This is a genomic window from Stenotrophomonas sp. STEN009, from assembly GCF_056760395.1.
Map to the genome: position 1 here is coordinate 1 of NZ_JBRRES010000027.1, position 26,713 is coordinate 26,713.

The following is a 26,713-nucleotide window of genomic DNA, read 5'->3' on the forward strand; positions in this document are numbered from 1 at the left end:
TAGTTCCCAATGTCCCGCGCGCCCCCCCCCCGCTTGTAATCCCGGGTTAAATCCCCATTTTCCCGGGGGGGGTTGGGGGGGGGGCTCCCCCCCCCCCCCCCCCCCCATCGCCTCCGATCTTTGCGGCTGGGGAGCCGCAGGGTGGGCTCCGGCCCACCGTGGTAGAGCGGACCGTGGGTCCGTTGATCCAGGGGCAAGAGAGACCGGATACGCGACATGGGCCGCCCTCCCTCCCGCGTCGGTCGTGCAAGGAGAGAGGCACGACCGTCCCGGCCCCGTTCGTGTCCGGTGCAACAGCCACGGCCATCGATGTGATGGCCCCGTGGTTGCCTGATGCCATCGCGCGTTGGCGCGCTGGCCCCATCCACCATCGGGACATGCGCATGAAACTGATCTCCGCCATCATCCGACCGTTCAAGCTCGACGAGGTCCGCGAGGCCCTCTCCGATGCTGGCGTGTCGGGCATCACCGTGACCGAAGTGAAAGGCTTCGGCCGCCAGAAGGGCCATACCGAGCTGTACCGCGGCGCAGAGTACGTCGTCGATTTCCTGCCCAAGATCAAGATCGAAACCGTGGTCACCGACGAGCGCGCCGATGCGGTGATCGAGGCGATCCAATCGTCGGCAGGTACCGGCAAGATCGGTGACGGCAAGATCTTCGTCACCGCCGTCGAACAGGTCATCCGCATCCGCACCGGCGAAATCGGTGCAGACGCGCTGTAACCCCCTTCCGGAGACTCCCCCAATGAAGATGCGCCTTCTTACCGGGTGGCAAGCCCGGTTCCATCTCGTGTGCCTGCTGATGCTGCTCAGCGCGCTGGCCGCGGGCGTCTGGCCGGGCAACGCCCACGCCCAGGCCCAGGTGACACCGTTGAGCAGTGAACCGGTAGCGGTCGAGCCGCTGCAGGCACCGGCCGCCGCCGCTCCCGCGGCTGCCGAGGCTGCGGCCCCGGCCTTCGATCACGGCGACGTCGCCTGGATGCTGACCTCCACCCTGCTGGTGCTGTTGATGGTGGTGCCGGGCCTGGCCCTGTTCTACGGCGGCCTGGTGCGTTCGAAGAACGTGCTGTCCGTGCTGAGCCAGATCCTGGTGGTGTTCTCGCTGGTGCTGCTGCTGTGGGTGTCCTACGGCTACAGCGCGGTGTTCAGCGCCGGCAATCCGTTCTTCGGTTCATTCACCGAGTTCGCGTTCCTGAAGGGCTTCACGCCCGACTCGGTGGGCAACACGCCGATCGCGGGCCTGCCGGATTATCTGTTCGTCGCCTTCCAGTCGACTTTCGCCGGCATCACCACCGCGCTGATCGTCGGTGCCTTCGCCGAGCGCATCAAGTTCCGTGCGGTGCTGCTGTTCTCGGCATTGTGGTTCACCTTCAGCTACATCCCGATGGCGCATATCGTCTGGGGCGGTGGCTACCTGGGTGAGCTGGGCGCGATCGACTTCGCTGGCGGTACCGTGGTGCACATCAACGCCGGCGTTGCCGGCCTGGTCGCCGCGTGGTTCGTCGGCAAGCGCCTCGGCTACGGCCAGACCGCGCTGAAGCCGCACAACGTACCGTTCACCTACATCGGCGCGATGCTGCTGTGGGTGGGCTGGTTCGGCTTCAACGCCGGCTCCGCCGCCGCGGCCGATACCGTGGCATCGCTGGCCTTCCTCAACACCGTGCTGGCCACCGCCGCCGCAGTGCTGGGCTGGACGCTGGTGGAAGCCATCGGCAAGGGCAAGCCGTCGGCGCTGGGTGCGGCCTCCGGCGCGGTGGCCGGCCTGGTCGGCATCACGCCCGCGTGCGGCACGGTCGGGCCGCTGGGGGCCATCGTCATTGGTTTCGTCGCCGGCACCGTCTGCGTGTGGGGCGTCACCGGTCTCAAGCGCCTGCTGAAGGTGGATGACACGGCCGACGTGTTCGGCGTGCACGGCGTCGGCGGCATCGTCGGCGCGATCCTCACCGGTGTGTTCAGTGCGCAGTCGCTGGGCGGCACCAAGGCCGATCTGGATATCGGCCACCAGGTGTGGGTGCAGGTGGTCAGCGTCGGCCTGACGGTGGTCTGGTCCGCCGTGGTGACCGCGGTCATCCTGCTGCTGGTGAAGGTGGTGGTCGGCCTGCGCGTGACCGAAGAGGCCGAACGTACCGGCCTGGACGTCACCTCGCACGGCGAATCCGCGTACGAGGCCTGATGCAGGGGCGGGCGGTCCGGAAGGGCCGCCCGCACGCTGTGCAGCCGGGCCATGCCCGGCTGCGTCCGTCAGGGCACCGGCCACGCGCCGCGTGCGCCTCCATGCACGATCCATCCCGATCGCGCACAATCAGGGGCATGCACCCGATCCGCACGTCCCTGCTGCTCTCGGCCTGCCTGCTGCTGGCCGCCTGTGCGTCCGCTCCGCCGGAGCCGCGCAATCCGCTCGCGACCTGGGTGCCCTCGCCGAACCACAACGCGCGGGGGCCGGTCATCATCGTCATCCACCACACCGAACAGGATTCGGTGCAGCAGAGCCTGCGCACGCTGCGCACCGCCAACAGTGGCGGCCGGGTCAGCGCGCATTACCTGATCGGCGCCGATGGCCATCGCTACCAGCTGGTGAGCGATCAACGTCGTGCCTGGCATGCCGGCACGGGCCGATGGGGCACCATCACCGACCTCAACTCGGCGTCCATCGGCATCGAGCTGGACAACAACGGCCGCACACCCTTCAGCGCGGCGCAGATCGAATCGTTGATCGTGCTGCTGCGCGACCTCACCGCGCGCCTGGACATTCCGCCGCGGCAGGTCATCGGTCACGCCGACCTGGCGCCGACGCGCAAGCAGGATCCCAGCCGCTTCTTCCCGTGGCAGCAGCTGGCAGAGGCCGGCTTCGGCGTGTGGCCGCGTGCCAGCGATGGTCCCGCACCGGAAGGCTTCGATGCCTGGAATGCGCTGGCCCGCTTCGGTTACCCGCTGGAGGATAGGGACGCGGCGGTGGCCGCGTTCCACCGTCGATTCCGTGGCAGCGATGATCTGCCGAAGACGCTGGATGCGGAAGACGCGCGCATCCTGTACTCGCTGCTGCTGCAGACGCCGTGACCGGCAGCGCCGGGTCGGAATGCCGGTAGCGCCGGGCCATGCCCGGCGAGCGCACAGCGCGGGATCCGCTTTCCGCGGGCCATGGGCCGGCGCTTCACCTGCATGAGGTTGCCGGGCCAGCACCCGCCCCACTACATTGCGACCATGATCACTGTTAAGTCGTTGCCGCGCGCGCTGCTCCTCCTGCTCGGTGCAGCCCTGCTCGCCGCGTGTTCCACCACCGGCACCCGCCCAGGCACGCCTGCCGCTGCCACGCCCGCTGCGGCCACCTACGCCAGGGTTGAATGGAATGCGCTGCCACCGGTCTCGGACAGCGACCTGCAGGCCGGCTTCGTCGCCTGGCGCAGCAGCTGCACCCGCCTGAAGAACGATGCGGTCTGGGCCAGACCCTGCGCCACAGCCGCTGCGGTTTCAGACAAGGACCCGGCCGCCATCCGCCAGTTCCTGCAGCGTGATCTGGACGTCTATGCGCTGCGTGCGGGTGGCCAGCAGGCCGAAGGCCTGATCACCGGCTACTACGAGCCGATCTACCCCGGCAGCCTCAGCCGCACGGACACGGCAACAGTGCCGGTCTATGGCACCCCCGATGATCTGATCGTGGTGCAGCTGGACAGCGTCTACCCCGAACTGAAGGGCAAGCGCCTGCGCGGCCGCCTGGACGGCAAGGTACTCAAGCCCTATGACGACGCAGGCACCATCGCCGGCAAGGGTGCCAAGGCGCCGGTACTGGCCTGGCTGACCGATCCGATGGACCTGCAGCTGCTGCAGATCCAGGGCTCGGGCCGGGTGCGCCTGGCCGATGGCACGCAGGTGCGGCTGGCCTACGCCGAGCAGAACGGCCATCCCTATCGCGCCATCGGCCGCTGGCTGGTGGAGCAGGGCGAGCTGCGCAAGGAAGACGTCACCATGGACGCCATCCGCACGTGGGCGAAGGCCAATCCCGCGCGTGTTCCGGAGCTGCTGCGCAGCAATCCCAGCTACGTGTTCTTCGTGCGCAGCGCCGACAGCCCGGAAGGCCCGCGCGGTTCGTTGAACGTACCGCTGACTGCCGGCTACAGCGTTGCCGTGGATCGCACCGTGGTACCGCTGGGCAGCCTGCTGTGGCTGTCGACCACCCGTCCGGACGGTACGCCGCTGGTACGCCCGGTGGCCGCGCAGGATACCGGTGGCGCCATTGCCGGCGAAGTCCGCGCCGACCTGTACTGGGGCACCGGTGATGCCGCTGGGAAGCTGGCCGGCGACATGAAGCAGCAGGGCAGCCTGTGGATGCTGTGGCCGAAGGGTGTGGCATTGCCGGCCCGCTGACCGCTGACCGCTGACCGCTGACCGCTGACCGGGCCGCGGCGATGCCCGCGCGAGGTAGCGGTCGCGGGCCATGGGGATTGGCGGACGAATGGTCAAATTTTAAGGACTTTACGTAGCAAACAGTCCCGGAAAGGGGCGCAAAGTGGACCTGTCGAAACCCACTCACTTCGCAGGAGATTCCACCATGAACACCGTCACCCGCACCCTGGCCGCCACTGCCCTGGCTCTGTCCCTGCAGGCCGGCCTGTCCGCCCAGGCTGCGCAAGCGGCGCCCTCCACCGCCGTCACCGCCGTCGCCCGTACCGCCAGCACCCTCACCACCGCCGATGGCGTGCAGCTCTACTACAAGGACTGGGGTCCGAAGGATGGCCCGGTGGTCACCTTCAGCCACGGCTGGCCGCTGGACTCGGACAGCTGGGAATCGCAGATGATCTTCCTGGCCGACCATGGCTACCGCGTGATCGCGCATGACCGCCGCGGTCATGGACGCTCCAGCCAGCCGTGGGAAGGCAACGACATGGACCACTATGCCGATGACCTGGCCACGGTGATCAACACGCTGGATCTGCATGACGTGACGCTGGTGGGCTTCTCCACCGGGGGGGGCGAAGTGGCGCGCTACATCGGCCGCCATGGCACCGGCCGGGTGAAGAAGGCCGTGCTGATCAGCTCGGTGCCGCCGCTCATGCTCAAGACCGCCGACAACCCCGGCGGCGTACCGATCGAAGTGTTCGATGGCCTGCGCAAGGCGCAGCTGGAAAACCGCTCGCAGCTGTACCGCGACATTCCCTCCGGCCCGTTCTATGGCTTCAACCGCCCGGGCGCGAAGGTCTCGCAGGCCATGATCGACGCCTGGTGGGCGCAGGGCATGCTGGGCGGGCACAAGAACACCTACGATTCGATCGCCGCATTCTCGGCAACCGATTTCCGCCAGGACCTGAAGAAGTTCGACGTGCCGACGCTGGTGATCCACGGTGATGACGATCAGATCGTGCCCATCGACGTTGCCGGCCGCATGTCGGCCAAGCTGATCAAGGGCGCCCGCCTGATCGTCTACCCGGGTGCGCCGCATGGCCTGACCGAAACCCACAAGGACAAGGTCAACCAGGACCTGCTGGCCTTCCTGCAGCAGAAGTGAGTGCAGGGCCCCGGCGGTGAGCCGGGGCCTTCTGCCGTGATCGACGGGCGCATGGCAGGTCATCGCAGGGCCCCTGCGGTGCCCGCTGGGCGATAATGCCGCCCTCTGAACTCTCCGGCTGCCTCCACAGCCAGGACTCCGGCAATGAAGAACGCAAAGAAGTACTACAAGCACTGGGCCGAATCGGGCCTCGGCAAGGGCAACGTGCTGATGGAAGCACGGGGCGACAGGATCGTCCGCCAGGTGGAGATCTACGGCTCCAAGCTGGTATGGGCCGATGAAAACGGCCAGAGCGATGACCGTTTCATGCTGGCCGACCAGCCCGTCTCGTTCCTGGATTTCGATTCCGACGACGAGATCAGCGCGCGCGAATTTGAAATCGCGTGGAAGAAGGCCAAGGAAGCGACCGGTTATCCGTCTGCCTGACGGCCGGCAGACCGGCGCCCCCGATGGCTGCCAGAACTGAAATGTTATAAAGTTTCATTTTTGGCACTCCATCTCCTCCCCCATGAAGACCCCCACGCTGCTGGCCGCCCTGGCGGCGGCTCCCCTTGCCCCTGACGCATTGGCGCAGTCAGCCGACGCGGCGCTCACCCTGGGCAAGGTCGATGTCCACCAGCACCGGGAAGGCGCCCTCAGCGCGCACCAGGTACTCACCTCCGTTGACGTTCTGGGCGCAGACCAGATTGAAGACCGCACCGTGTCCCACAGCTGGGAACTGCTGGGGCAGATGCCCGGCATCCAGCTGACCGAAACACGCCAGGGTGCCGAGTCGGGCAAGGTCAGCTTCCGCGCCTTCAATGGCGAGGGTTACCTCAATGCCATCAAGACCCTGATCGATGGCATCCCGAGCAACGTCAACAGCGGCAACCAGCGCTTCATCGACATGCTGTTCCCGCTGGAAATCAGCTACATCGAGGTGGTGCGCGGGACCAACGATCCGCGTTATGGGCTGCACAACATCGGTGGCAACGTGAACTTCGGTACTCGCCAGGGCGGCAGTTACACCGATGCACGGCTGGCCTATGGCAGCTACAACACGCGCGATGCGCAGCTGGCGGTGGGCCGCGAATCCAACGGCTTCGCGCAGAACTACTTCATCGGCACCCAGGCCAGCGACGGTTATCGCGAGCACGACACCTCCAGGAAGTATTCGCTGGGTGGCAAGTGGTTCTACGGTTCACTGGACGATGGCCTGCGCGTGGGCCTGACCGCGCGCGCCTATCACCACGAGGCGGACGAGCCCGGCTTCATGACGGCCGAGGAACTGCGCACGCACCGCCGTGGCAGCGACCTGCGCAACGCCCATGACGGCGACGACCGCGACATGCGCCAGTTCGCCGCGCATCTGGACCTGAAGCTGTCCGACGCGCTCGTTCTCGGCACCCGGCTGTACTACAACCGTTACCAGGACGATCGGCGCGTGACCTTCAGCGACCTGCCCACCGGCAACCTGCCGCGCCAGCGGCGGCTGTGGGACGAGCGCCAGGCCGGCCTGCTCACCACGCTTACCTGGCAGCCCGCAGCCACGCTGACGGTGGAGAGCGGGTTGAACTACGAGCAGCAGGACAACGGTTACATCCGCGAGCGGTATGCCTACGCCGAACCCACCGATTTCACCCGCCCGCCGGCCCGCGTGCAGAACGACGACCGCCACAGCTTCGACAACGTGGGCGCTTATCTGCAGGCCATCTATCAGCCAGCCGCCGCCTGGAAGATCGTGCCGGCCTATCGCGTGGACCGCTTCAGTGGCCGCACGCGGTTGATGGATGGCACCCGCGGGCGGCTGCAGGACTACGGCACCATCGGCCAGCCCAAGCTGAGCGTCATCCACAGCCTGGGCGACACCACCCACGTCTACGCGAACTGGGGCCGCACGTTCCAGGTGCTGACCGGCGCCACCGCGCCGGCCTATCTCACGCCCGGGCAGACGCCGATGCGTCCTTCCACCAACACCGGCATGGAGCTGGGCCTGAAGTTCCAGCCCTTTGACGGCGCCCAGGCCCGCCTGGCGGCATGGCAGCAGGATGCGGAGAACGAGGTATCCAACATGCCGGCCACCGGCACCACCGTCACCCTGGGCAAGACCCGGCGCCGTGGCGTGGACGCGCAGTTGAGCCTGCAGGTGGGCGACGACTGGACAGTGTGGGCCTCGCATGCGTACCAGGAAGCGAAGATCACCCGCGACAACCGCGCCCCCGGCGTGTCCCTGCAGGGTCGCGAAGTGGCCGCCACCCCGCGCCACATCAGCAACCTGGGCGTGGACTACCAGGTCAGCCAGGCACTGCGGCTGGGCCTGCAGGCGCGCGCGCAGGGCGACTACTACCTGGAAGAGCGCAACGTGGCCGGCAGGTTCGGCGGCTTCGCCGTGCTCGACCTTACTGCCGCGTACCGGATCAATCCGCGCTGGAGCGTGGACCTGCAGCTGAAGAACGTCACCGGACGCGAGTACGCCTACGCGTGGTACGACAGCTTCTTCTGGGACAGTGCCCGGCCGATGTTCTCGCCTGCCCCCGGCCGCACCGTCTTCGTCGGCCTCAGCATGAAGCTGTAGCCCGGCGGGGCGCTTCGGGCTGCGGAAGGAACGCATCTGCCACGCTTTTGCACTACATTGGTGCAATGTCCGACCCCGCGCCGCCACCGTCCCTCGATGCCCTGGGTACCCCCTTGGCCTGGGCCGCTGCCGACGGCCGCATCACCGGCTGCAATCCGGCCTTCGGCCGCTGGCTGGGCGTCAGCGGCCGTCGCCTGCTGGGCCAGCCCCTGGCGGCGCTGGAGGTGCAGGGCGAGGCGCTGGCCCACTTCCTGGCCCGCGACGAGCGTGACAGCCTGCGCCTGCACCGGCTGGCACTGGCGGTACCGGGAGAGGCACCCCGCTTCGCCGAAGGCTGGATGAGCCGCCGTGATGATGGCGGCTGGCTGCTGGAGGCGCATCCGGTCGATGAGTTCCCCGGGCTTGATCCCACCCAGGCCTTGCCGAGCGCACTCAGCGCGGCGCTGAAGGGCCTGGCCCACGAACTGCGCAACCCGCTGGCTGGCCTCAAAGGCGCGGCGCAGCTGCTGGCGCGCCGTGCCGCACAGCGCGATGCCAGCGAGCGCGAACTGATCGAGCTGATCGGTTCGGAGATCGAACGCCTCAACGGGTTGCTTGACCAGCTGCTGTCGCCGGCGCCGGCCGCACCGCATGCCGCCTTGAACATCCATGCAGCACTGGAGCGCGTGCTGCGCCTGGCCGAGAACGAAGCGGGCTGGGCGGTGCGCCTGCAACGCGACTACGACCCCAGCATTCCCGAGCTGGATGGCGACGCCGACCGCCTTACCCAGGCAGTGTGGAACCTGGTGCGCAATGCGATCCAGGCCGGCGCGGGCACCATCACCCTGCGCACGCGCGTGGAGCATGGTGCGCGGGTTGCCGAGCGGCTGCATACGCTGGCGCTGCGGCTGGAGATCGCCGATGACGGTCGCGGCGTACCCGAGGAGCTGGCCGAACATCTGTTCCTGCCCCTGGTCAGTGGTCGCGCCGAAGGCACCGGCCTGGGCCTGGCGCTGGCCCAGCAGGTCGCGCGCGAGCATCGCGGCACGCTGACCTACCGCTCGCGGCCCGGCCACACCGTATTCACCCTGCTGCTGCCGATCGGCAGCGGCACCGTTCCGGCCGAGGAGGCCCCGCGCGATGTCTGACGCGTCCCCTTCACCCCAGCGGATCTGGGTGGTCGACGATGACCGCGCCGTGCGCTTCGTGCTGTGCACCGCGCTGCGCGAGGCGGGCTACCGGGTCGATGATTTCGACAGCGCCGCCGCCGCCCTGCAGGCGCTGGCCGAGGGGTCTCCGCCGGCACTGCTGTTCACCGATGTGCGCATGCCCGGCGATGACGGCCTGGTGCTGCTCGACAAGCTCAAGGCTGCCTTGCCACAGCTGCCGGTGGTGGTGATGTCGGCCTACACCGATGTCGCCAGCACGGCGGGCGCCTTCCGCGGCGGCGCGCACGAATTCCTGTCCAAGCCGTTCGATCTGGATGACGCCGTAGCGCTGGCCCAGCGCGTGCTGCCGGCGGTCGCGCCGGCACTGGCCGCGCCGGTACCGGCCACGGAGGCCTCCGCCGACCCGTCGCCGCAGCTGGTTGGCGATACGCCGCCGATGCGCGCGCTGTTCCGCGCCATCGGCCGGCTCGCGCAGGCGCCGCTGGCGGTGCTCATCACCGGTGAAACCGGCACCGGCAAGGAACTGGTGGCCAACGCGCTGCACCGCGAATCGCCGCGTGCGCAGGGCCCGTTCGTGGCATTGAACACCGCCGCCATTCCCGCCGAGCTGCTGGAGAGTGAACTGTTCGGCCATGAAGCCGGTGCATTCACCGGCGCACAGCGCCGGCACATCGGCCGCTTCGAGCAGGCCGACGGTGGCACCCTGTTCCTCGATGAAATCGGCGACATGCCCCTGCCGCTGCAGACGCGCCTGCTGCGCGTGCTGGCGCAGGGCGAGTTCTTCCGTGTCGGCGGTCGCGAACTGATCCGCGTCGATGTGCGCGTGATCGCAGCGACCCACCAGGACCTGGAAGGACGGGTGGCGCAGGGGCTGTTCCGCGCCGACCTGCTGCATCGCCTGGACGTGGTGCGCCTGCAGCTGCCGCCGCTGCGTGAGCGCCGCGAGGACATCGCGCAGCTGGCCACCACCTTCCTGGCGGCGGCCGCACGCCGGCTGGATACGCCGACCAAGCGCTTGACCGCCGCTGCCTTGCAGGCGCTGCGCGAGCACGACTGGCCGGGCAATGTGCGCGAACTGGAGAACGTGTGCTGGCGGATGGCCGCACTGGCCGCCGCCGACACCATCGGCGTGGCCGACGTGGATACCGCGCTCAACCGGGCACGCACCCGGCGCAGCAGCACCGGCGGCACCGACCCGGGGCAGTGGGAGGCGCTGCTGTCGGAGTGGGCGCGGCGGCAACTGGCGGAGGGCGTGGAAGGGCTGCATGCGCAGGTGCGCGAGCGCGTCGATCACGCCCTGCTGGACGCTGCCCTGCAGATCACCCACGGTCGCCGCGCGGAAGCAGCGGCGCGGCTGGGCCTGGGCCGCAACACGCTGACCCGCAAGCTGGGCGCAGGCCGCCGCCGCGGCCCCCATTGAACGGTCCCTGCACGCGATCCTCGCATCCGCTTGCCGAACCGTTGATCCCTCATGGACGATGCCGTCCGTAGTGTCACCTGCAAGGAGTCTTCGATGCGCCTGTTACCTGCCCTTCTTCCGCTGTCCGCCGCCGCGCTGCTGTCCGCGTGTGGCAGTACGCCGAAGCCGCAGCCCACGCCACCGCCGCCGGTCGTGACCAGTACCGCACAGCAGGCCGAGGCGAATCTGGCCCCGGCGTCGGCCAGCATCGTCAGTGGCCGGCTGGTGCTGAAGGTCGAACCGGCAGGCGTACATATCACCGGCCTGGTCGGTGGCCTGCAGCCGATGCAGCAGGCAGGCTTCCATATCCACGAGCGTGGTGATTGCAGCGCTGTGGATGCCAGCAGTGCGGGCAATCACTTCAATCCCGGCGGGGTCGCGCACGGTCGCGCCGGTGCCGGCACGCATCACCTGGGCGACATCGACAACCTGCGTGCCGATGCCCAGGGCCGCGCCAACGTCGACATCCACCTCAAGGGCGTTACTCTGGGCGGAGGCGCCGCCACCGATATCGCAGGACGCGCATTGGTCGTGCATGCCAATGCCGATGACTATCGCAGCCAGCCTGCCGGCAATGCCGGCGTTCGCATCGCCTGCGGCGTGATCCGCGTGACGCGCTGATCGCCGCCGGCCATATTCCAAGGAGAGCATCCATGCGTCTGATCCATACTTCGCTGTTCGCGGCCATCGCCGCCCTGGGCCTGGCGGCCTGCGGCAAGCCGGCCGACACCCCGCAGACCGAGACGCAGCCGGCCGCGCCGGCCGAGAGCGCAACCACCCAACCGGCGCCCGCTGCAGAACCGGCGTCCACCGCCGATGCCTCGGCCACGGCCGAGCTGGCACCCACCCAGGGCAACGAGACCAAGGGCAGCGTCACCTTCAAGCGGGTTGACGGCAAAGTGCACGTCACGGGCCAGATCAGTGGCCTGAAGCCCGGCAGCGAACACGGTTTCCACATCCACGAGAAGGGCGACTGCAGTGCGCCGGACGGCACCAGCGCCGGCGGTCATTTCAACCCGGGCAAGCAGGACCATGGCAGCGTGGCCAGTGACCCGCACCACGGTGGCGACATGCCCAACATCAAGGCCGACGACAAGGGCGTGGCCACCATCGATGGCCCGGTGTCGAGCAACGTGAACATCGGCAAGGGCGATGATTTCGACATCATCGGCCGTGGCCTGATCGTCCACGCCGATCCGGATGACTACACCAGCCAGCCGACCGGCAACGCCGGTGCGCGCCTGGCCTGCGCAGTGATCCAGAAGGCCCCGTAAGGCCGGCCCCGCTGGATTGGAAAACGCCGGCGCAGGCCGGCGTTTTTCTTTGCATCCCTTTCTGTAGAGCCGAGCCCAGGCTCGGCTGCTTTTCCGGCGGCCTGAGCCGAGCATGGGCTCGGCTCTACAACACGCGGCCGCCGTTTCCTTTTCAGCGCGCCAGCAACTCGCGCGCGTCCTGTCCCGCCTCGCAATGCACGAATAGCACCGGCACACCGTGTGCTTCCAGCACTGCCGCCATCTGCCGCTGGCGCATCAGGAACTGCTCATAGATGCCCTGCAGGCGATCGCAGTCGCCACTGTCATGACTGTAGTGGGCGCACCAGCCGGCCGGATCGAACAACGCCATGCGCGCCTCGCCATGGCTGTAGCGCAGCAACGGCTCCGGTGCGGCCTCAAGCCATTCATCCTCGCCCGGCGCCATGATCGCTGTCTCGATCAACGGCCACAGCGCGGCCAGGCCCTGGTTGTCGTACTGCATCGACATCATCGCGGCCAGATCGTTCACGGTGAAATAGCGCGCATGCTCGATGCGGGCACCGAAACTGTTCTGCGCCATCAGCGCGGTATCGGCATGGGCCATGCCATTGGCCAGCAGCACCTCTTCCAACGCATCGGCCACCGCACGGGTGGTCGCCACATCACTGCCGGTCAGCAGGAACGGCAGCACACGCAGGCCGCCACCCACCAGCGTCGCATCGGCCTGGAACGGCAGCGGCACATCGCCATTGGCATCGGTACCGAAGGCCAGCAGCCGCGGGCCCTGGTTGCGGCCCGGCGCGCGCATCTGCAGTTCTTCCAGACGGCGATGGATCGGCCAGCCCGGGCGCAGCACTTCGGCCGGGTCGAAATGGGCGGCGGCCAGGACCAGGTCCAGCTCGGCCACGGCCGGTACCAGCTTGGACAGGTCGCGGCCGACGCGCTCGGCCAGTTCACCGGCCTGGTCTGCGCTGAGTACCGCCTGGCGGGGGATCTCGCCGCCGGCCAGTTCCAGGGCCAGCACGCCAAGGGCATTCATCGCGGGGTCGGGTTTGCTCATGGTTCCACGGTTGGCCCATCACAGGGCGGCAGCTACACTTGGCCCCATTATGCCTGCTCTGTCGTGCAGGCCATGTTGCAGACACCCTCATCCATGCCAGGTATCTCCATGCCCAACGCTCGTCCCGTCGCCATTCTCGGTGGCGTCCGCATTCCGTTCTGCCGCCAGAACACCGCGTATTCGGATGTCGGCAACCTCGGCATGTCGGTACGCACGCTGGGTGCGCTGGTCGAACGCTTCGGCCTGCACGGCCAGCAGCTGGGTGAAGTGGCGATGGGTGCGGTAATCAAGCACTCCAGCGACTGGAACCTGGGCCGCGAAGCCACGCTGTCCTCCGGACTGTCGCCGCTCACCCCGGGCATCACCCTGCAGCGTGCCTGCGGCACGTCGCTGGACAGCATCATCACCGTCGCCAACAAGATTGCCCTGGGCCAGATCGAATCGGGCATCGGCGGCGGGTCGGACACCACTTCCGACGTGCCGATCGTGTACGGCAAGAAGCTGCGTGCACGCCTGCTGGCCGCCAACCGCGCCAAGAGCACCGGCGACAAGATCCGCGCGCTGACCTCCGGCTTCAAGTTCTCCGAACTCAAGCCCGAGTTCCCGGGCGTGGCCGAACCGCGCACCGGCAAGAGCATGGGCGATCATTGCGAGGACATGGCCAAGGAATGGAACATCTCGCGTGACTCGCAGGACGAGTGGGCGGTGTCCTCGCACAAGAAGCTGGCCGCCGCCTATGAGCGTGGCTTCTTCAACGACCTGATCGCGCCGTTCCGCGGCGTGGAGCGCGACAACATCCTGCGCCCGGATACCTCGCTGGAAAAGCTGGCCACGCTGAAGCCTGCGTTCGACAAGGTGTCCGGCCGCGGCACCCTGACCGCCGCCAACTCCACGCCGCTCACCGATGGTGCCGCGGCGGTGCTGCTGGCCAGCGAGGAATGGGCCCGCGCCCACGGGCACGAGCCGCAGGCCTACCTGCGCGATGCGCATGTCTCGGCCGTCGATTTCGTGCACGGCGAAGGCCTGCTGATGGCACCGACCGTGGCCGTGCCTGAGATGCTCAAGCGCAATGGCCTGACCCTGCAGGACTTCGACATCTACGAAATCCACGAAGCGTTTGCCGCACAGGTGCTGTGCACCCTGCGCGCGTGGGAGAGCGAGGATTACTGCCGCAACCGGCTGGGCCTGGAGGCACCGCTGGGCCGCATCGATCCGGACAAGATCAATCTGCTGGGCTCGTCGCTGGCTACCGGTCACCCGTTTGCCGCTACCGGTGCGCGTGTGATCGCCACGGCCGCAAAGCAGCTGGCCGAACGCGGCGGCGGCCGCGCGCTGGTGTCGATCTGCACGGCAGGCGGCATGGGCGTGGTGGCGATCGTCGAGCGCTGATCGCTGCAGAAGGCTGTACATGGAAAAGCCGCCCGGATGGGCGGCTTTTTCGTTGCGGACCCGGTGGGGTGCCGATCCTTCGCCGGCACTGCACCGATCAGGGAAGACGGGGGTTGCCGAACTCGTCGCGCTCTTCGTTGGCGTTGTACACCGGGGGTTGCGGCACCGTCGGCAGATCTTCCACGGTGGCGCGCGGCGGCACTTCATCGGCACCGGCCCCTGCCGTGCGCACCAGCGCCACACTGTCCTCGCCGCGCTGCAGGCGCAGCGCGTTGGCCAGGCACTGTGCAGCCAGGGCATGTTCACCCCGCTGGGCGAACAGCTCACCCAGCGCTTCCCAGGCCGGGGCACCGGCGCCGCTGGCGATCGCTTCGTGCAGGAACGTATCGGCAGCGTCCCATTGCTGCTGGGCCAGGGCGACGCGGCCCTGTGCCAGGCGCAGCGCCGCCGAATCGTCATGCACGTTGCGCCAGCGCTGCAGGTTGGCCTGGCGGGTGGCGAGGCGTTCGGCGGGCAGGCGGCCATACAGGGCCACCAGTTCGTCGTCCCAACGCTGGTCCAGGGCGTGCTCCAGCGCCAGCAGCGCCGGCTCGTCCCAGTTCAGCGCCACCGCGCGGCTGGCATAGGCGCCCACCACGTCGGGGGTCGGCCGCAGCGCTTTCGGCGTGGCTTCCCACTGCGCGGCCAACGCATTGACGTCGGCCGCTTCCAGCAGCGCCTGCGCGGCCAGGCGCGCTTCCAGTTCGCTGTTGGATTCGGCCGGCAGCACCTTGCTCTGACGCAGGGCGCCCAGCTGTCCATACGCTTCGTGCGCACGACCGGCGCGGGCCAGTGCCTCGGTGCGCAGCCACAGGCCACGCGGCGGAAGCGGCTGGATCGCGGCCACATCCAGCACGTTGATCGCGTCCACCGGCAGGTCGCGCGCCAGCAGCTGCTCGGCGCGCAGCAGCGCCTGCAGGGTGGCATCGGATTCACCCAGCCGCTGCAGCAGCGCCTCACCTGCGCTGGCGTCAGCACGTGCCTGTGCACTGCGCACGGCATTGGCCAGCGCCACCGCGCTCACTTCCGGATCCTTGGCGGCGCCGTCGAGCAGCTTTTCCGCACGCTGCCATTGGCCGTGCTCGTAAGCCTGCAGGCCATCGATCAGGCGCACCCGGCCCTGCTTGCGGCGGTAGCGGCCCCACGCACGGAACGGTGCGGCGATCAGGCTCCACAGCAGCCACAGCACCAGCACTGCAATCACCGTCAGCAGCGCCACCTTCGGCAGATTGCTGTGATAGTCGTAGCCGCCATAGCGCAGAATCACTTCGCCGTAGCGGTTGAGATCGTCGGTGCCGAGCCATTGCGCGGCGACCACACCAATGGCCACGGCCAGCAACAGCACGACCAGGGATTGCAGGGGTTTCATTCGGGTAGCCTCCGGTCGGTCTGGGTGCGCAGCTGTTGCAGGGTGCTGCCTAGGACGGTGTTGCTGGTCTGCAAGGGAAGCTCGCGCAAGGCCTGCAGTTCAGCACGCTGCGCGCGCAGGGCCGGTGAATCCGGCCAGCGCCGCTGTGCCCACTGCTCCACGCGCGACAGCGCGGCGTCACGGCCGGCACGGTCGCCGCGCTCGATCGCCGCCCGGGCCAGGGTCAGTTCCAGTTGCAGTGCATCGTCGGCGTTGCGCCGTTCGGCGGCGGTCAGCGGACCGTTCTGGCGGCTCGGGCTGATATCGACGAAGGGCGCCAAAGCGGCCTGCCACCACGGTCGCGTCTGGTCGCCGGCCGGCGTACTGGCCACCTGGGTCGGCAGCCCCTGCAGGGCGCCGGCCAACGCATCCAGTCGCTGCAGCGCCTGAACGCGGGGTCCGGCACCCAACGCATCGAGGGCATCGCGCTCCTGTACCAGCGCCTGGCGCAGGTTCAGGCCCTCGCTGTCGGGCAGCGCGGCCAGCGCGGTCGCGGCCTGTGCATAAAGACGGCGGGCACCTTCGACATCGTCGGCGTAGTTCAAGCGCTGTGCGGCCTGGGTCAGCAGCAGTTCGGCCTCGTCGCGCTGCACGGCCTGCCGGCCCTGGTTGGCGCTGTCGGCGAGCTTGGCGAGGTTTTCCTCCAGCAGCGCGCTGCGCTGCGACAGGCCCAGCATCTCGTCGCGCAGCACACGGTTGGTTGCGGCCGCGTCCTGCAGGCGTTGGCTGGTTGCGCGCTGGTCGCGACGCAGCGCATCCAGCGTGGCCTCCAGGCCCTGCAACTGCACCGCCATCGTCCGCGACTGTGCTTCCTGCTCATGCTGTTGCTGCTGCCAGAAACGCCAACCGGCATAGCCCCCTGCACCGAGCACGGCCACCACCGCCAGCGGCAGCAGCCAGCGCAGGGAGCGGCGGGGTGGGGAAACGGGGGCGGTGTCGTTCATCAGGCTTCCTTGTCGGCGGCGTCGCCGGAAGGGTTCCGGCAGGCAGCGTCAGGCACAGCATCCCTGTTGCCGACGACAGCGGCAAGCGTGACCCACGTCCCTGTTCAGGTCGCTGCCGGCCCGGTGAGCGTGGTGTGTGCAGCGGCGATCAACTGCGGGGTGGTCGGCCCCGCGCTGCGTACCACCCGCAGGCCCAGCGCCTGCGCCTGCACGCCCAGCCGTTCGCTGGCGACCAGCGCGGTGGCATGGGCCTGCAGCCGCTGCTGCCACTGCGGCGACAGCTGCTCCCACACACGTTGCAGGGCTTCACCGCTGCTGACCGCCATCAGCCAGGGCGCAGAACACTCTCCCAGCCGTGACAGGGCGCGAGGCGACAGGCGCAGTGGTTGGCGCCGATAGACGTCGGCACGTTCGATGCTGGCACCCGCCGCCTGCAGCCGGGCGGCAATCAGGCCCCGGCCACCGGGCGCGGTGACCAGCCCGATCCGCAGGCCCTGTACCGCCGCCAGTACAGGCAGGGCCAGCAACCCCTCGCTGTCCATCCGCTGCGGCGCGTGGACCTCGCTGATGCCGTGCGCCTGCAACGCGCGTGTGGTGCCCTCGCCAACCGTCAGCCACGGGCTGTGCTGCGCCGGGCGCAGCGGCAGCAGCGCGGCAGCCGCCGTGACGGCTGCGGGGCTGGTGAACACCACCCGATCGCAGTTCAGCGCGCGTTGCAGCTGGCGCACCACGGCAGGGCCCTGCAAGCGTTGCAGCCGCCACGGCGACAGCGCCACCAACTGCCCGCCGAGCCCAGCAACGGCGCGGCGCAGCGCCGCATGCTGGCCCTGCGGACGCAGCGAGATCAGCGTCCAGCCCGCGCCGCGGCACGCGCTGCCAGTGGGTATCGTATGGTCATCCATTGCCTGCATTATGCGGGCCCGCCGTTGTCGTGGTTGCTGCTCCGATGTCCGTTGATGCCCTGAGCTCCTCGTTGGCCTCCCTGCAGGAGGTGCTGGACTGCATGCCTGCGGTCCGTGCCATGCAGATCCGCCTGGACGGCTATGCCGATGGCGTGCTGCGCATCACCGCGCCGCTGACGGCGAACGTCAACGACAAGGGCAACGCCTTCGGTGGCAGCCTGGCCTCGGTGCTGACCCTGTCCGGCTGGGCGCTGGTCAGCCTGCGCCTGCGCCTGGCCGGCCACGACGCCGAGGTCTACGTGGCCGACAGCAACCTGCGCTACCTGGCACCGGTCTATGAAGACCTGCACGCGCAGGCCGAGGCGGCCGAAAGCGGTGCCTGGGACACCTTCCTGGCCACCTTCCGCCAGCGTCGCAAGGCCCGCATCAGCATCATCGCCACCCAGCCGGCCGCCGACGGCCGGGCCGCTGCCGAGTTCAGCGGTCGCTTCGTTGCCTTCGCCAAAGGGTAGGATGGCAGGCTGACGCCCTGCGGAAACCCCTGATGCGCCGCCTCATCCAGATCCTGTTGTGTTCCCTGCTGCTGGTCAGCGCCATGGCCGGTGCCGACGAGCTGAGCCGCAAGCAGCGCAAGATGCTGGAAGAGACCCAGATCGCCTACGGGGCGACGATCCGCTGGGGCAGCATGGACGACGCCATCGGCTACCTGGATCCGGTGCTGCGCAAGGAAAAGCCGCCCACCGAGTTCGAGCTCAACCGTTATGCACAGCTGCGGGTGTCCTCCTACCGCGAGCGCAGCAGCGCCTCGCTGCCCGATGGCCAGGTCGAGCGCCGGGTGGAAATCGGCGTCATCAACCAGAACACCCAGGCCGAGCGCACCGTGGTGGTGACCGAGCGGTGGCGCTGGGATGCCGAGGCCAAGCGCTGGTGGCAGGCCGGTGGCCTGCCGGATCTGTGGCAGGGGCAGTGACGGGCCGCGTCCGGCTTGTGCGACAATCGGCGCCCGCTTATCGACCCGTGACCTGAGTGAATTACGAAGAGTTGCTGGCCTTTGCAGGCCGAAACCCGATGCTGTCCGCGGCCCTGGTCGGCCTGACCGTGGCCCTCATCGTCACCGAAATCCGCCGCCTGTTCCGGGGCTTCAAGGGCATCAAGCCCGCCGAACTGACCCAGCTGATGAATGCGGGCGGCACGGTGGTGGTGGACCTGTCCGCCAGCGGTGACTTCGAAAAGGGCCACATCGCCGGCAGCCGCAATGCGCAGGCCAGCGCGTTCGGCCCGGAGCACAAGCTCGTGGCCAGCGCCAAGCAGGCGCCGGTGGTTCTGGTGTGCCGAAACGGCAACGCATCGGAAACCGCCGCCAAGGCGCTGAAGAAGGCCGGTTTCGAAAAGGTCTTCGTGCTCGAGGGCGGCATTCCCGCCTGGCAGCAGGCCGAACTGCCGCTGGTCAAGGGCCGCAACTGATTGCCGCAGGTGGCGGATCCGGCCTTGTATGGGCCTGATGCCGCCCCCATCGCAGTAATTCGACCCTAGTTTTCATTGCATTCACCTGGAGTTACTGGAAATGTCCGAAGAGATCACCAACGGCGCCGCTGCGCCGGTCGATGCCGCTACCGGCCCCGCTTTCACCGTCGAGAAGATCTACGTCAAGGACGTCTCCTTCGAGTCGCCGAACGCACCGACCATCTTCAATGACCAGGTGCAGCCGGAGCTGCAGCTGAATCTGAACCAGCAGGTGCAGCGCCTGGGTGAGAACGCGTTCGAAGTCGTGCTGGCCGTCACCCTGACCTGCCAGGCCGGTGAGCGCACCGCCTACGTGGCCGAAGTGAAGCAGGCCGGCGTGTTCGGCCTGGTCGGCCTGGACCCGCAGTCGATCGACGTGCTGCTCGGCACCCAGTGCCCGAACATCCTGTTCCCGTACGTGCGCCAGCTGGTCAGCGATCTGATCCAGGCCGGCGGCTTCCCGCCGTTCTTCCTGCAGCCGATCAACTTCGAAGGCCTGTACGCAGAAACCCTGCGCCAGCGCCAGGAGCAGGGCGACGCACCGTCGCTGGCTGACTCCGAGCCGGCCGGCAACGCCTGAATCCGCCGCGACGTCACGGATGAGCACTACCGCTGACAAGATCGCCGTGCTGGGCGCCGGTTCCTGGGGAACCGCGCTGGCCAGCCTGCTCGCCCGGCACGGTCATCCGACCGTGCTGTGGGGGCGTGATGCCGCCGTGGTCGAGGCCATCGACCAGCGCCACGAGAATCCGCGCTACCTGCCGGGCATCCCGCTGCCGGACAGCCTGCATGCCACCACCGACCTGGCGTCGGCGGTGCACGGTGCCGCCTGGATCCTGGTGGTGACCCCGTCGCACGCGTTCAACGAGACCGTGCGCGCGCTGGCGCCGCTGCGTCCGGCCGGTGCCGGCGTGGCCTGGGCGACCAAGGGTTTCGAGCCCGGCTCCGGCCGTTTCCTGCATGAAGTCGCGCGCGAGATCCTCGGCGAGGACGTGCCGCTGGCTGTCGTCACCGGGCCGTCGTTCGCCAAGGAAGTCACCCAGGGCCTGCCCACCGCGATCACCGTGCACGGCGACGTGCCGGCGTTCGCGCAGACCGTGGCCGAAGCGATGCATGGCCCGGCGTTCCGTGCCTACACCGGCGACGACATGGTTGGTGCCGAGCTGGGGGGCGCGATGAAGAACGTGCTGGCCGTGGCCACCGGCGTTGCCGATGGCATGCAGCTGGGCCTCAACGCCCGTGCCGGCCTGATCACCCGCGGCCTCAACGAGATGCTGCGGCTGGCCGCGGCGATCGGTGCCAAGCCGGAAACCCTGATGGGTCTGGCGGGCCTGGGCGATCTGGTGCTGACCTGCACCGGCGACCTGTCGCGCAACCGCCGCCTGGGCCTGGCCCTGGGCCGCGGGCAGACGCTGCAGGATGCCGTGCGCGAGATCGGGCAGGTGGTCGAATCGGTGCAGACGGCCGATGAGGTGATGCGTCAGGCACGCCGACACGGCATCGACCTGCCGATCTCCGATGGCGTACGCGCCGTACTGCACGGCGAGCAGACCCCGGCAGAGGGCCTGCGCGCATTGCTGGCGCGCGAACAGAAACCGGAATATCCGGACACGCTGTTCAAGTAACCGAAAACCCCGGCCATGCGCCGGGGTTTTTTCATCAGGGAGTACCCCATGCGGGTGCCGGACCGGACACAGGCTTTGGTGGGTGCCAAGCTTGCTTGGCATCACGCGTGCAGCATATCCACGCATGGCGTGGATCCACTGCAACGCCCGATCACCGCGCCCGTGGCGGCGCGTTGCCGTTGTCCATGTCCGAGAAGATCAGCCAGGGTCCATCGCCCGCGCGCTTCAGCGTCAGCGTGAACTTTCCGGTATCGCCGACGTTGCCGCCAAACGTGTAGGCACCAATGATGTAGGCCGTGCTCCTGTCCACCGCGTACGCCAGCGCACGCAGGCGCAGCGGGCTTCCACCCTGTCCGGCGTAGGCGGCCGCGATCGCGTCGCGCCCGCGCACCGGCGGCTGGTGGCTTTGCAGGATGAATCCGTCTTCGGCGAACAGCGCCGCCAGTGCCTTGCCATCGCCCGCGCTCCACGCCCGCTCGTAGTCGCGCAGCACGCGATCCAGTGCCGCAGGCAGTGCCACGTCGGGCAGGCGTTCAGCGGGCGGCGGTGCGCTGCTGGCGTGCTGCGCGAGGGCAGGACCGGCCAGCAGCACGGTGGCAAGAAGGATCGCGGCATGGAAGGGGTGGCGCATGCGAAGAGTCCCGGGCGGTGGCAGAAGCCTGGCCGCAAGAATAACCACACGGGCCGGCCCCGGATCGCGCGGCCGAGGTGCGCGAAACCTCCCTGTCAGCCCGGACGCAGCAAGGTGCCGGCCTGCACTGACAGTGACAGGCAGGCCATCACCAGTCCTTCCATCACGCGATCGCCCACGTACTGCTCCTCCGGCCCGTTCTGCCGGACACGCTCGGCGGCCAGCAGCATCTCCAGCGCCACCCGCAGGCCGGCGTGCGCACAGTCGGCATCGGCCAGCGCCAGCTGACGGCCAGGCAGCGGATGGCGTTCCGGCCAGGGCAGGCCATCGGCGGCTGCGCCGCTGCCGATCCGTTTCAGCGTGGCGATGAAGGTGTTGGGGTCGGACGGGGACTGTTGGGGGGTCGCATCGGCGTCGTTGGCCGGCGCGCTGTCGGAATGCGGAGGGGGAAACTCGGGTGTGGTCATTGATGAGGCTCCGTGCAGGACAGACGGTAGCCGCCACGGATAAAGGTGGCGGGCGGTACATGGTTCGAAATCCGGTAGATGCCAAACCGGTGGACCCGAAGGTCCCCACGCACCGCCCGCCATGACCGGCAGACGGATTGCCAGCCGACGCCACGCAAGGTGACGTCGGCTGGCAAGCGCAAACACTCGGCATCAATCCGGGATTTCGAACCCGGCCACCTTTTGGGGTGGCACCGCATCTGTACCTGTGTCACTGCGCAACGCCAATGAGCCGAGTTGTATTCAACCCACGATGCTCGACGCTTTCAGCATCCTCGCACACGGTTAAGTAGTCGCAGACGTTGATGGCGCAAGGGCCTCACGCATTCGGGGAATCTGCGACACGAGTCGTGGTTGAGTGCTTAAGGGCGCCACGAAACCTGGACGATTGCGACAGGTGAGACGAGCGCAGATCGCCTGCGCGGCTTTCGTCAGAACGCAAGAGTCGCGCTCGCCATGACGTGCTTCCGACTGCGTCGACATCCATGCGTAGATCCGCTGAGTCAGTCATCGGTGCGTCCTCTCAGCGAAGGTAGCGAGCGGCGACCTCACTGCGTGAGAGGTTGGGCGCCATTGCCAGGCGGGCCTGCTGAAGGGCCAGGTACTGTGCTTCGTCAGGCAACGGAGGGATGGTTACCGTTTCGCGGCGGTCGAAGCCCACCAGCGCAGCATCGACCATCGCACCAGCCTCCATCAGGAAGCCAGGTGGAAACTCGTCCATGCTCCGCCCCGCCTTTTCCCAGAGTTCCGTGCGGGTCGCGCCAGGCAGGACTGCCTGGACGTAGATTCCGCAAGGCCCCAGTTGCGCCGCCAGCGCTTGACTGAGATTCAATAGATAGGCCTTGGTCCCGCTGTAGACGCCTTCGAACATCTCTGGCGCCAGTGCAAGCACGGACGACAGATTGATGATCGCGCCTTCGCCTCTGCGCAGGAACGCGCGGGCTGCCGCAGCACACAAGCGGGTCGGTGCGGTGACATTCAACGCGATGATTCTCTCCAGCGCTGCCGGCTCGTTCTCGAGCATTCCGCCTTTGAGTGACATACCGGCATTGTTCACCACAAGGCCGATATCACCTTGATCGATGCGTGCTTCGACCACGGCAAGCCCTTCCGGCAGCGTCAGGTCAACGGGGATGATCTCCACCGGCACGCCGGTCTCAGCCCGAAGCGCATCGGCGAGCGAGCCGAGCCGCTGTGCGTCGCGCGCGACCAGTACCAGGCCGTAGCCGCGACGCGCGAGGCGGTCCGCGTACACCGCTCCGATTCCAGTGGCGGCGCCAGTGACGAGTGCAACAGATTGGGAACTCATCGTCTTATCCTGATTGGAGTGATTCATCAGCGATTGACATCGACCAAGGTACGGCCTTTCGAATTGCCTTGAAGCATCTGCGCGGCGGCAGCCGGAACATCGCCCAGACTGATCTCCCGGGTGGTTGATGCCAGCTTGGCCAGGTCCAGGTCAGCGGCAAGCCGCCGCCATGCTTGCTCGCGCAGTTCAGCGGGTGCGCGGACGGAATCAATACCGGCAAGGGTCACTCCGCGCAGAATGAAGGGCAGAACCGTACCTTGCAGCTCGCGCCCGCCGACGAACCCGCAGGTAGTGGCGATACCGCGATACCGCGTCTGCGCCAGGGCGTTGACCAGAGTACGGCCGCCAACCGCGTCTACCGTAGCCGCCCAACGCTCGGCTTGAACCGGGGGAGCCTCTGCGGACAGCGTCGAGCGATCAATTATGTCAGCAGCGCCCAGCGACTTCAGATAGTTCGCCTCGCTTGCTTTGCCTGTAGACGCCACAACTCGATAGCCCAGGCCGGATAGCAGGGCCACGGCGACGGATCCGACACCACCCGATGCACCCGTGACCAGTACGTCCCCATCGCCTGGCTTGACGCCGTGTCGTTCAATTTCCAGCACGCTGAGCATGGCCGTGAGGCCTGCGGTTCCGATTGCCATGGCCGAACGTGCGTCGATGGCAGCCGGAAGCTTTACCAGCCAGTCGGCCGGAACTCGAGCAAGCTGCGAGAAGCCGCCATGGTGGGTCTGGCTGAGATCCCAGCCCGTTGCCACAACCGTGTCTCCCGCGCTGAAGCGCGGGTCTGCCGAAGACTCGACCGTGCCGGCGAAATCAATGCCTGGAATCAGCGGAAACTTCTGGATGATCTGCATGCCGGCCAGGGCGATCGCATCCTTGTAGTTCAGGTTGGACCACGCCACCCGTACGGTGACGGCATCATCTCCCAATGAAGACTCTTCCAACTGCTGAACGTCTGTGGTGACCGGACGGTCTGCGGATCGGTCGGAGACCAGAGCACTGAATGACACGGCGTATCCTTGGGGTGTGTGTGGTGCGAATATAGGCGTGCTCGGCGATGTTCGTAAGAACGTACATTTATCGCCCTTACTATCATCCGTGTGCCTATGAGCCTGGAGAAGACGCATGCGTACCAAACGACTGGATCCCAAAAGCGGGTGTGCCGTAGAGCTGACCCTCTCCGTCATTGGTGGGGTCTGGAAACCACTGTTGCTGTTTCACCTGCTCATGGGAAAGAAGCGTTTCATGGAATTGACCCGGCTGATTCCCACCGCAACCCAGAGAATGTTGACGCTCCAGCTGCGGGAGCTGGAAGCCGACGGCCTCATCAATCGCCATGTATATGCTGAAGTTCCGCCTCGTGTTGAGTATGAAGCGACCGAACTTGCGCGCACTCTTGCGCCAGTAATGCTGAGCCTGCGGGAATGGGGAGAGAATTACAGAGAATATGAGCAGCGGTTACCGCCAATTGAATGCGGCTGCGATGCTTCGGCAAACGCAGTGAAGCGCAGGAAGAAAGGGGCGCAGAGTGCCGCCATGGAGGGTGAGGGCACCGTACATGCCGCGCAGAAGGTCGCTCATTGAGTACGTCCGCTTCTGGCCGCAAGCGACCCTCGACGGGCGTTGGACTTCGGGTTCGAGGACTACAGGACTGAAGAGAGACTGCGTTGTCTCCTCGGCCTTGGGCGAACAAGCCCCAGACGATGCTCATGCCTGGGCAGTGTTCCCATCCCCCTTTGGCTTTCATGCGCATCGTTGCGGCGCATGCTCTTCCCTCTTTCGTTGTCGTCAGCACAGCTGCGCAGGAGACGTCTGATGCCGGGGTTGACCGATGGGAAGCAACAACAGCGTGATGCACAGTGGTCCAAAGTCTCGAGGTTGTTCTGGCCTGCAATGGCAATGAGCGTTGCACTCACCGCCTGCGCGGAGTTGCTTCATCGGACAGGCGTCTATCCTCAATCGGTCTTCACTGCGAGCGATGTCGATGCACGCACGTCGTTGTACGTGGGACTGATGTACGTGTTCCTGGTTCCGACGTTGTTTCTTCGAATGAGAGAACTGCTCTCACACTATCCGGTTCCTTGGAACCCCCGCGGAAAGCGTTGGTTGCTGGGCCTTTTCTCGCTCATTCTCTGCACCGGAATGATCATGCTGCCGGTGATCGTGCTTGCTGTGGGAGATGACGCTGCTGGTCGCGGCCGGAGCGTGTACCGACTGTTCACCGGTAGCCTGTTCGGCACCTGTTTAGTGGGTGGCGTACTCGCATATGGGGCTGCCATGGCAGCCTGGCTACTATCCGCAACCCCCAGGTTGCTGTTTCCGAAGCCTCCGTCCCGGTAACTGCCCTGCCGACAGCGCGCGCCGGTGGAGACGCGCAAGGAGATCGGGGTTCCGCCTCCGCCCAGAAGCAGGCATCGCCCCTCTACGACTGCCCGCGGTCACCCGCACCCTGCCTCTCGTACCAGCCTTCAGTACGGTTCACGATACGAACGACCGACAACATCACCGGCACCTCGATCAGCACACCGACAACGGTGGCCAGTGCGGCGCCCGAATGCACACCGAAGAGCCCGACGGCGGTGGCGACCGCCAGCTCGAAGAAGTTGCTCGCGCCGATCAGCGCCGACGGGCCGGCCACGCAATGGGCGACGCCCAGACGACGGTTGAGCAGATAGGCCAGGCCCGAAGTGAAATAGACCTGGATCAGGATGGGCACGGCGATCAGCGCGATGACCAGCGGCTGCTCGACGATCTGCTGACCTTGAAAGCCGAACAGCAGCACCAGTGTCAGTAGAAGGGCCGACAGCGAAACCGGGCCGAGTCGGGTCAGCGCCAGCTGCAGACCGGCCTCGCCGCTGCGCGAAAGCATCCAGCGCCGCAGCAGGGTGGCAACACCGACAGGTGCAACGATGTACAAACCCACTGACAGCAGCAGGGTGTCCCACGGAACAGTGATCGCGGACATGCCGAGCAGCAACGCGACCACCGGCGCATAGGCCACCACCATGATCGCGTCGTTCAGCGCGACCTGGCTCAACGTGAAGTTCGCATCGCCGCGGCACAGGTTGCTCCACACGAACACCATCGCGGTGCAGGGCGCGGCTGCCAGCAGGATCAGGCCGGCGATATAGCTGTCGATCTGGCCGGCTGGCAGCCATTCCGCGAAGAGGTGACGCAGGAATACCCAGCCCAGCAGTGCCATCGAAAAGGGCTTGACCGCCCAGTTGATGAACAACGTTACGCCGATGCCTTTCCAGTGCTGCTGCAACTGGCGCATTGCGCCGTAGTCGACCTTCAGCAGCATCGGGATGATCATCAGCCAGATCAGTGCCGCGACCGGCAGGTTGACCTTGGCCACTTCGGCGGACGCCAGTGCCGCAAAGGCGCCGGGCAGGAGGTGTCCCAGCAGGGTACCGGCCGCGATGCACAGCGCGACCCACAGGGTGAGGTAGCGCTCGAACAGGCGCATGCGCGCGGGCGC

27 protein-coding genes and 1 pseudogene are annotated in these 26,713 nt (G+C 67.4%); 19 read left to right on the top strand and 9 right to left on the bottom strand.

Annotation, left to right across the window (positions count from 1 at the left end; genetic code table 11):
* The first annotated feature begins 383 nt into the window (after nucleotides 1–383).
* From ACVOMM_RS13140 to ACVOMM_RS13190, 11 genes are all read left to right on the top strand, one after another.
* The gene (locus ACVOMM_RS13140) at nucleotides 384–722 is read left to right on the top strand and encodes a P-II family nitrogen regulator (RefSeq protein ID WP_004134334.1); all 339 of its coding nucleotides are present in this window, start codon (nucleotides 384–386) and stop codon (nucleotides 720–722) included.
* Between the two features lie 22 nt (nucleotides 723–744).
* Complete coding sequence (amt, locus tag ACVOMM_RS13145; RefSeq protein WP_053520267.1) at nucleotides 745–2,172, top strand: ammonium transporter; 1,428 nt, start codon at nucleotides 745–747, stop codon at nucleotides 2,170–2,172.
* A 137-nt stretch (nucleotides 2,173–2,309) separates the two neighbouring features.
* Entirely contained in the window at nucleotides 2,310–3,056 is a 747-nt protein-coding gene (locus ACVOMM_RS13150; RefSeq protein WP_065182073.1) for an N-acetylmuramoyl-L-alanine amidase, read from the top strand.
* A gap of 144 nt (nucleotides 3,057–3,200) precedes the next feature.
* Nucleotides 3,201–4,361: a murein transglycosylase A gene (gene mltA / locus ACVOMM_RS13155; protein WP_481526341.1), complete on the top strand. Its 1,161-nt coding sequence runs from the start codon at nucleotides 3,201–3,203 to the stop codon at nucleotides 4,359–4,361.
* Between the two features lie 184 nt (nucleotides 4,362–4,545).
* On the top strand, nucleotides 4,546–5,499 hold the full coding sequence (locus ACVOMM_RS13160; protein WP_065182072.1) for an alpha/beta fold hydrolase: 954 nt from the start codon (nucleotides 4,546–4,548) through the stop codon (nucleotides 5,497–5,499).
* A gap of 144 nt (nucleotides 5,500–5,643) precedes the next feature.
* The gene (locus tag ACVOMM_RS13165; protein WP_481526342.1) at nucleotides 5,644–5,925 is read left to right on the top strand and encodes a hypothetical protein; all 282 of its coding nucleotides are present in this window, start codon (nucleotides 5,644–5,646) and stop codon (nucleotides 5,923–5,925) included.
* 82 nt (nucleotides 5,926–6,007) lie between these two features.
* Nucleotides 6,008–8,053 carry a TonB-dependent receptor gene (locus ACVOMM_RS13170; protein WP_481526343.1) on the top strand — a complete coding sequence of 682 codons (2,046 nt, stop codon included), beginning with the start codon at nucleotides 6,008–6,010 and terminating at the stop codon, nucleotides 8,051–8,053.
* Between the two features lie 65 nt (nucleotides 8,054–8,118).
* Nucleotides 8,119–9,180 (top strand): two-component system sensor histidine kinase NtrB, encoded by a 1,062-nt coding sequence (locus ACVOMM_RS13175; protein ID WP_053518064.1) that lies wholly within the window; start codon nucleotides 8,119–8,121, stop codon nucleotides 9,178–9,180.
* A complete protein-coding gene (ntrC, locus tag ACVOMM_RS13180) occupies nucleotides 9,173–10,621 on the top strand; it encodes a nitrogen regulation protein NR(I) (RefSeq protein WP_065174140.1) in 1,449 nt (482 codons plus the stop codon). The genes ACVOMM_RS13175 and ntrC overlap by 8 nt, the downstream gene beginning before the upstream one ends.
* 93 nt (nucleotides 10,622–10,714) lie before the next feature.
* Nucleotides 10,715–11,281 (top strand): superoxide dismutase family protein, encoded by a 567-nt coding sequence (locus ACVOMM_RS13185; protein ID WP_053518061.1) that lies wholly within the window; start codon nucleotides 10,715–10,717, stop codon nucleotides 11,279–11,281.
* A gap of 32 nt (nucleotides 11,282–11,313) precedes the next feature.
* Nucleotides 11,314–11,934 (top strand): superoxide dismutase family protein, encoded by a 621-nt coding sequence (locus ACVOMM_RS13190; protein WP_481526344.1) that lies wholly within the window; start codon nucleotides 11,314–11,316, stop codon nucleotides 11,932–11,934.
* Between the two features lie 151 nt (nucleotides 11,935–12,085).
* Here ACVOMM_RS13190 and ACVOMM_RS13195 read toward each other — a convergent pair whose 3' ends face one another.
* Complete coding sequence (locus ACVOMM_RS13195) at nucleotides 12,086–12,973, bottom strand: hypothetical protein (protein ID WP_128989265.1); 888 nt, start codon at nucleotides 12,971–12,973, stop codon at nucleotides 12,086–12,088.
* A gap of 93 nt (nucleotides 12,974–13,066) precedes the next feature.
* Here ACVOMM_RS13195 and ACVOMM_RS13200 point away from each other — a divergent pair, with 93 nt between their 5' ends.
* Nucleotides 13,067–14,362 (top strand): acetyl-CoA C-acetyltransferase, encoded by a 1,296-nt coding sequence (locus ACVOMM_RS13200; protein WP_111186508.1) that lies wholly within the window; start codon nucleotides 13,067–13,069, stop codon nucleotides 14,360–14,362.
* 97 nt (nucleotides 14,363–14,459) lie between these two features.
* Here the strand turns inward: ACVOMM_RS13200 and ACVOMM_RS13205 are convergent, their stop codons facing one another.
* From ACVOMM_RS13205 to ACVOMM_RS13215, 3 genes are all read right to left on the bottom strand, one after another.
* A complete protein-coding gene (locus ACVOMM_RS13205; RefSeq protein ID WP_053518053.1) occupies nucleotides 14,460–15,770 on the bottom strand; it encodes a heme biosynthesis HemY N-terminal domain-containing protein in 1,311 nt (436 codons plus the stop codon).
* Nucleotides 15,767–16,753, bottom strand: coding sequence for a uroporphyrinogen-III C-methyltransferase (locus ACVOMM_RS13210; RefSeq protein ID WP_279942037.1), 987 nt, complete (start codon nucleotides 16,751–16,753; stop codon nucleotides 15,767–15,769). The genes ACVOMM_RS13205 and ACVOMM_RS13210 overlap by 4 nt, the downstream gene beginning before the upstream one ends.
* Nucleotides 16,754–16,857: 104 nt before the next feature.
* The gene (locus tag ACVOMM_RS13215; protein WP_053518049.1) at nucleotides 16,858–17,664 is read right to left on the bottom strand and encodes a uroporphyrinogen-III synthase; all 807 of its coding nucleotides are present in this window, start codon (nucleotides 17,662–17,664) and stop codon (nucleotides 16,858–16,860) included.
* 35 nt (nucleotides 17,665–17,699) lie between these two features.
* Between ACVOMM_RS13215 and ACVOMM_RS13220 the strand changes: the two genes are divergently transcribed.
* From ACVOMM_RS13220 to ACVOMM_RS13240, 5 genes are all read left to right on the top strand, one after another.
* A complete protein-coding gene (locus ACVOMM_RS13220) occupies nucleotides 17,700–18,167 on the top strand; it encodes a YiiD C-terminal domain-containing protein (protein WP_053518047.1) in 468 nt (155 codons plus the stop codon).
* 32 nt (nucleotides 18,168–18,199) lie between these two features.
* On the top strand, nucleotides 18,200–18,625 hold the full coding sequence (locus ACVOMM_RS13225) for a hypothetical protein (protein ID WP_053518045.1): 426 nt from the start codon (nucleotides 18,200–18,202) through the stop codon (nucleotides 18,623–18,625).
* Nucleotides 18,626–18,681: 56 nt separating this feature from the next.
* Nucleotides 18,682–19,119: a rhodanese-like domain-containing protein gene (locus ACVOMM_RS13230; RefSeq protein ID WP_053518043.1), complete on the top strand. Its 438-nt coding sequence runs from the start codon at nucleotides 18,682–18,684 to the stop codon at nucleotides 19,117–19,119.
* A gap of 100 nt (nucleotides 19,120–19,219) precedes the next feature.
* Nucleotides 19,220–19,738: a protein-export chaperone SecB gene (secB, locus tag ACVOMM_RS13235; protein WP_004153553.1), complete on the top strand. Its 519-nt coding sequence runs from the start codon at nucleotides 19,220–19,222 to the stop codon at nucleotides 19,736–19,738.
* 19 nt (nucleotides 19,739–19,757) lie between these two features.
* Complete coding sequence (locus ACVOMM_RS13240; RefSeq protein ID WP_053518041.1) at nucleotides 19,758–20,783, top strand: NAD(P)H-dependent glycerol-3-phosphate dehydrogenase; 1,026 nt, start codon at nucleotides 19,758–19,760, stop codon at nucleotides 20,781–20,783.
* A gap of 151 nt (nucleotides 20,784–20,934) precedes the next feature.
* On the opposite strand, the gene ACVOMM_RS13245 is transcribed toward ACVOMM_RS13240, so the two are convergent.
* The 4 genes from ACVOMM_RS13245 to ACVOMM_RS13260 all read right to left on the bottom strand — a co-directional run bounded on the left by ACVOMM_RS13245 (nucleotide 20,935) and on the right by ACVOMM_RS13260 (nucleotide 24,242).
* On the bottom strand, nucleotides 20,935–21,414 hold the full coding sequence (locus tag ACVOMM_RS13245; RefSeq protein WP_481526345.1) for an SgcJ/EcaC family oxidoreductase: 480 nt from the start codon (nucleotides 21,412–21,414) through the stop codon (nucleotides 20,935–20,937).
* 95 nt (nucleotides 21,415–21,509) lie between these two features.
* On the bottom strand, nucleotides 21,510–21,881 hold the full coding sequence (locus ACVOMM_RS13250) for a hypothetical protein (RefSeq protein ID WP_065174145.1): 372 nt from the start codon (nucleotides 21,879–21,881) through the stop codon (nucleotides 21,510–21,512).
* A gap of 562 nt (nucleotides 21,882–22,443) precedes the next feature.
* Complete coding sequence (locus ACVOMM_RS13255) at nucleotides 22,444–23,229, bottom strand: SDR family NAD(P)-dependent oxidoreductase (RefSeq protein ID WP_481526346.1); 786 nt, start codon at nucleotides 23,227–23,229, stop codon at nucleotides 22,444–22,446.
* 26 nt (nucleotides 23,230–23,255) lie between these two features.
* Nucleotides 23,256–24,242: an MDR family oxidoreductase gene (locus ACVOMM_RS13260; RefSeq protein ID WP_481526347.1), complete on the bottom strand. Its 987-nt coding sequence runs from the start codon at nucleotides 24,240–24,242 to the stop codon at nucleotides 23,256–23,258.
* Between the two features lie 115 nt (nucleotides 24,243–24,357).
* Here ACVOMM_RS13260 and ACVOMM_RS13265 point away from each other — a divergent pair.
* A pseudogene (locus ACVOMM_RS13265) lies at nucleotides 24,358–24,684 on the top strand (winged helix-turn-helix transcriptional regulator); the annotation flags it as partial.
* A 363-nt stretch (nucleotides 24,685–25,047) separates the two neighbouring features.
* Complete coding sequence (locus ACVOMM_RS13270) at nucleotides 25,048–25,572, top strand: transporter (RefSeq protein ID WP_128989278.1); 525 nt, start codon at nucleotides 25,048–25,050, stop codon at nucleotides 25,570–25,572.
* Between the two features lie 82 nt (nucleotides 25,573–25,654).
* Here the strand turns inward: ACVOMM_RS13270 and arsB are convergent, their stop codons facing one another.
* A complete protein-coding gene (gene arsB, locus ACVOMM_RS13275) occupies nucleotides 25,655–26,701 on the bottom strand; it encodes an ACR3 family arsenite efflux transporter (protein WP_459062550.1) in 1,047 nt (348 codons plus the stop codon).
* Nucleotides 26,702–26,713 lie beyond the last annotated feature (12 nt).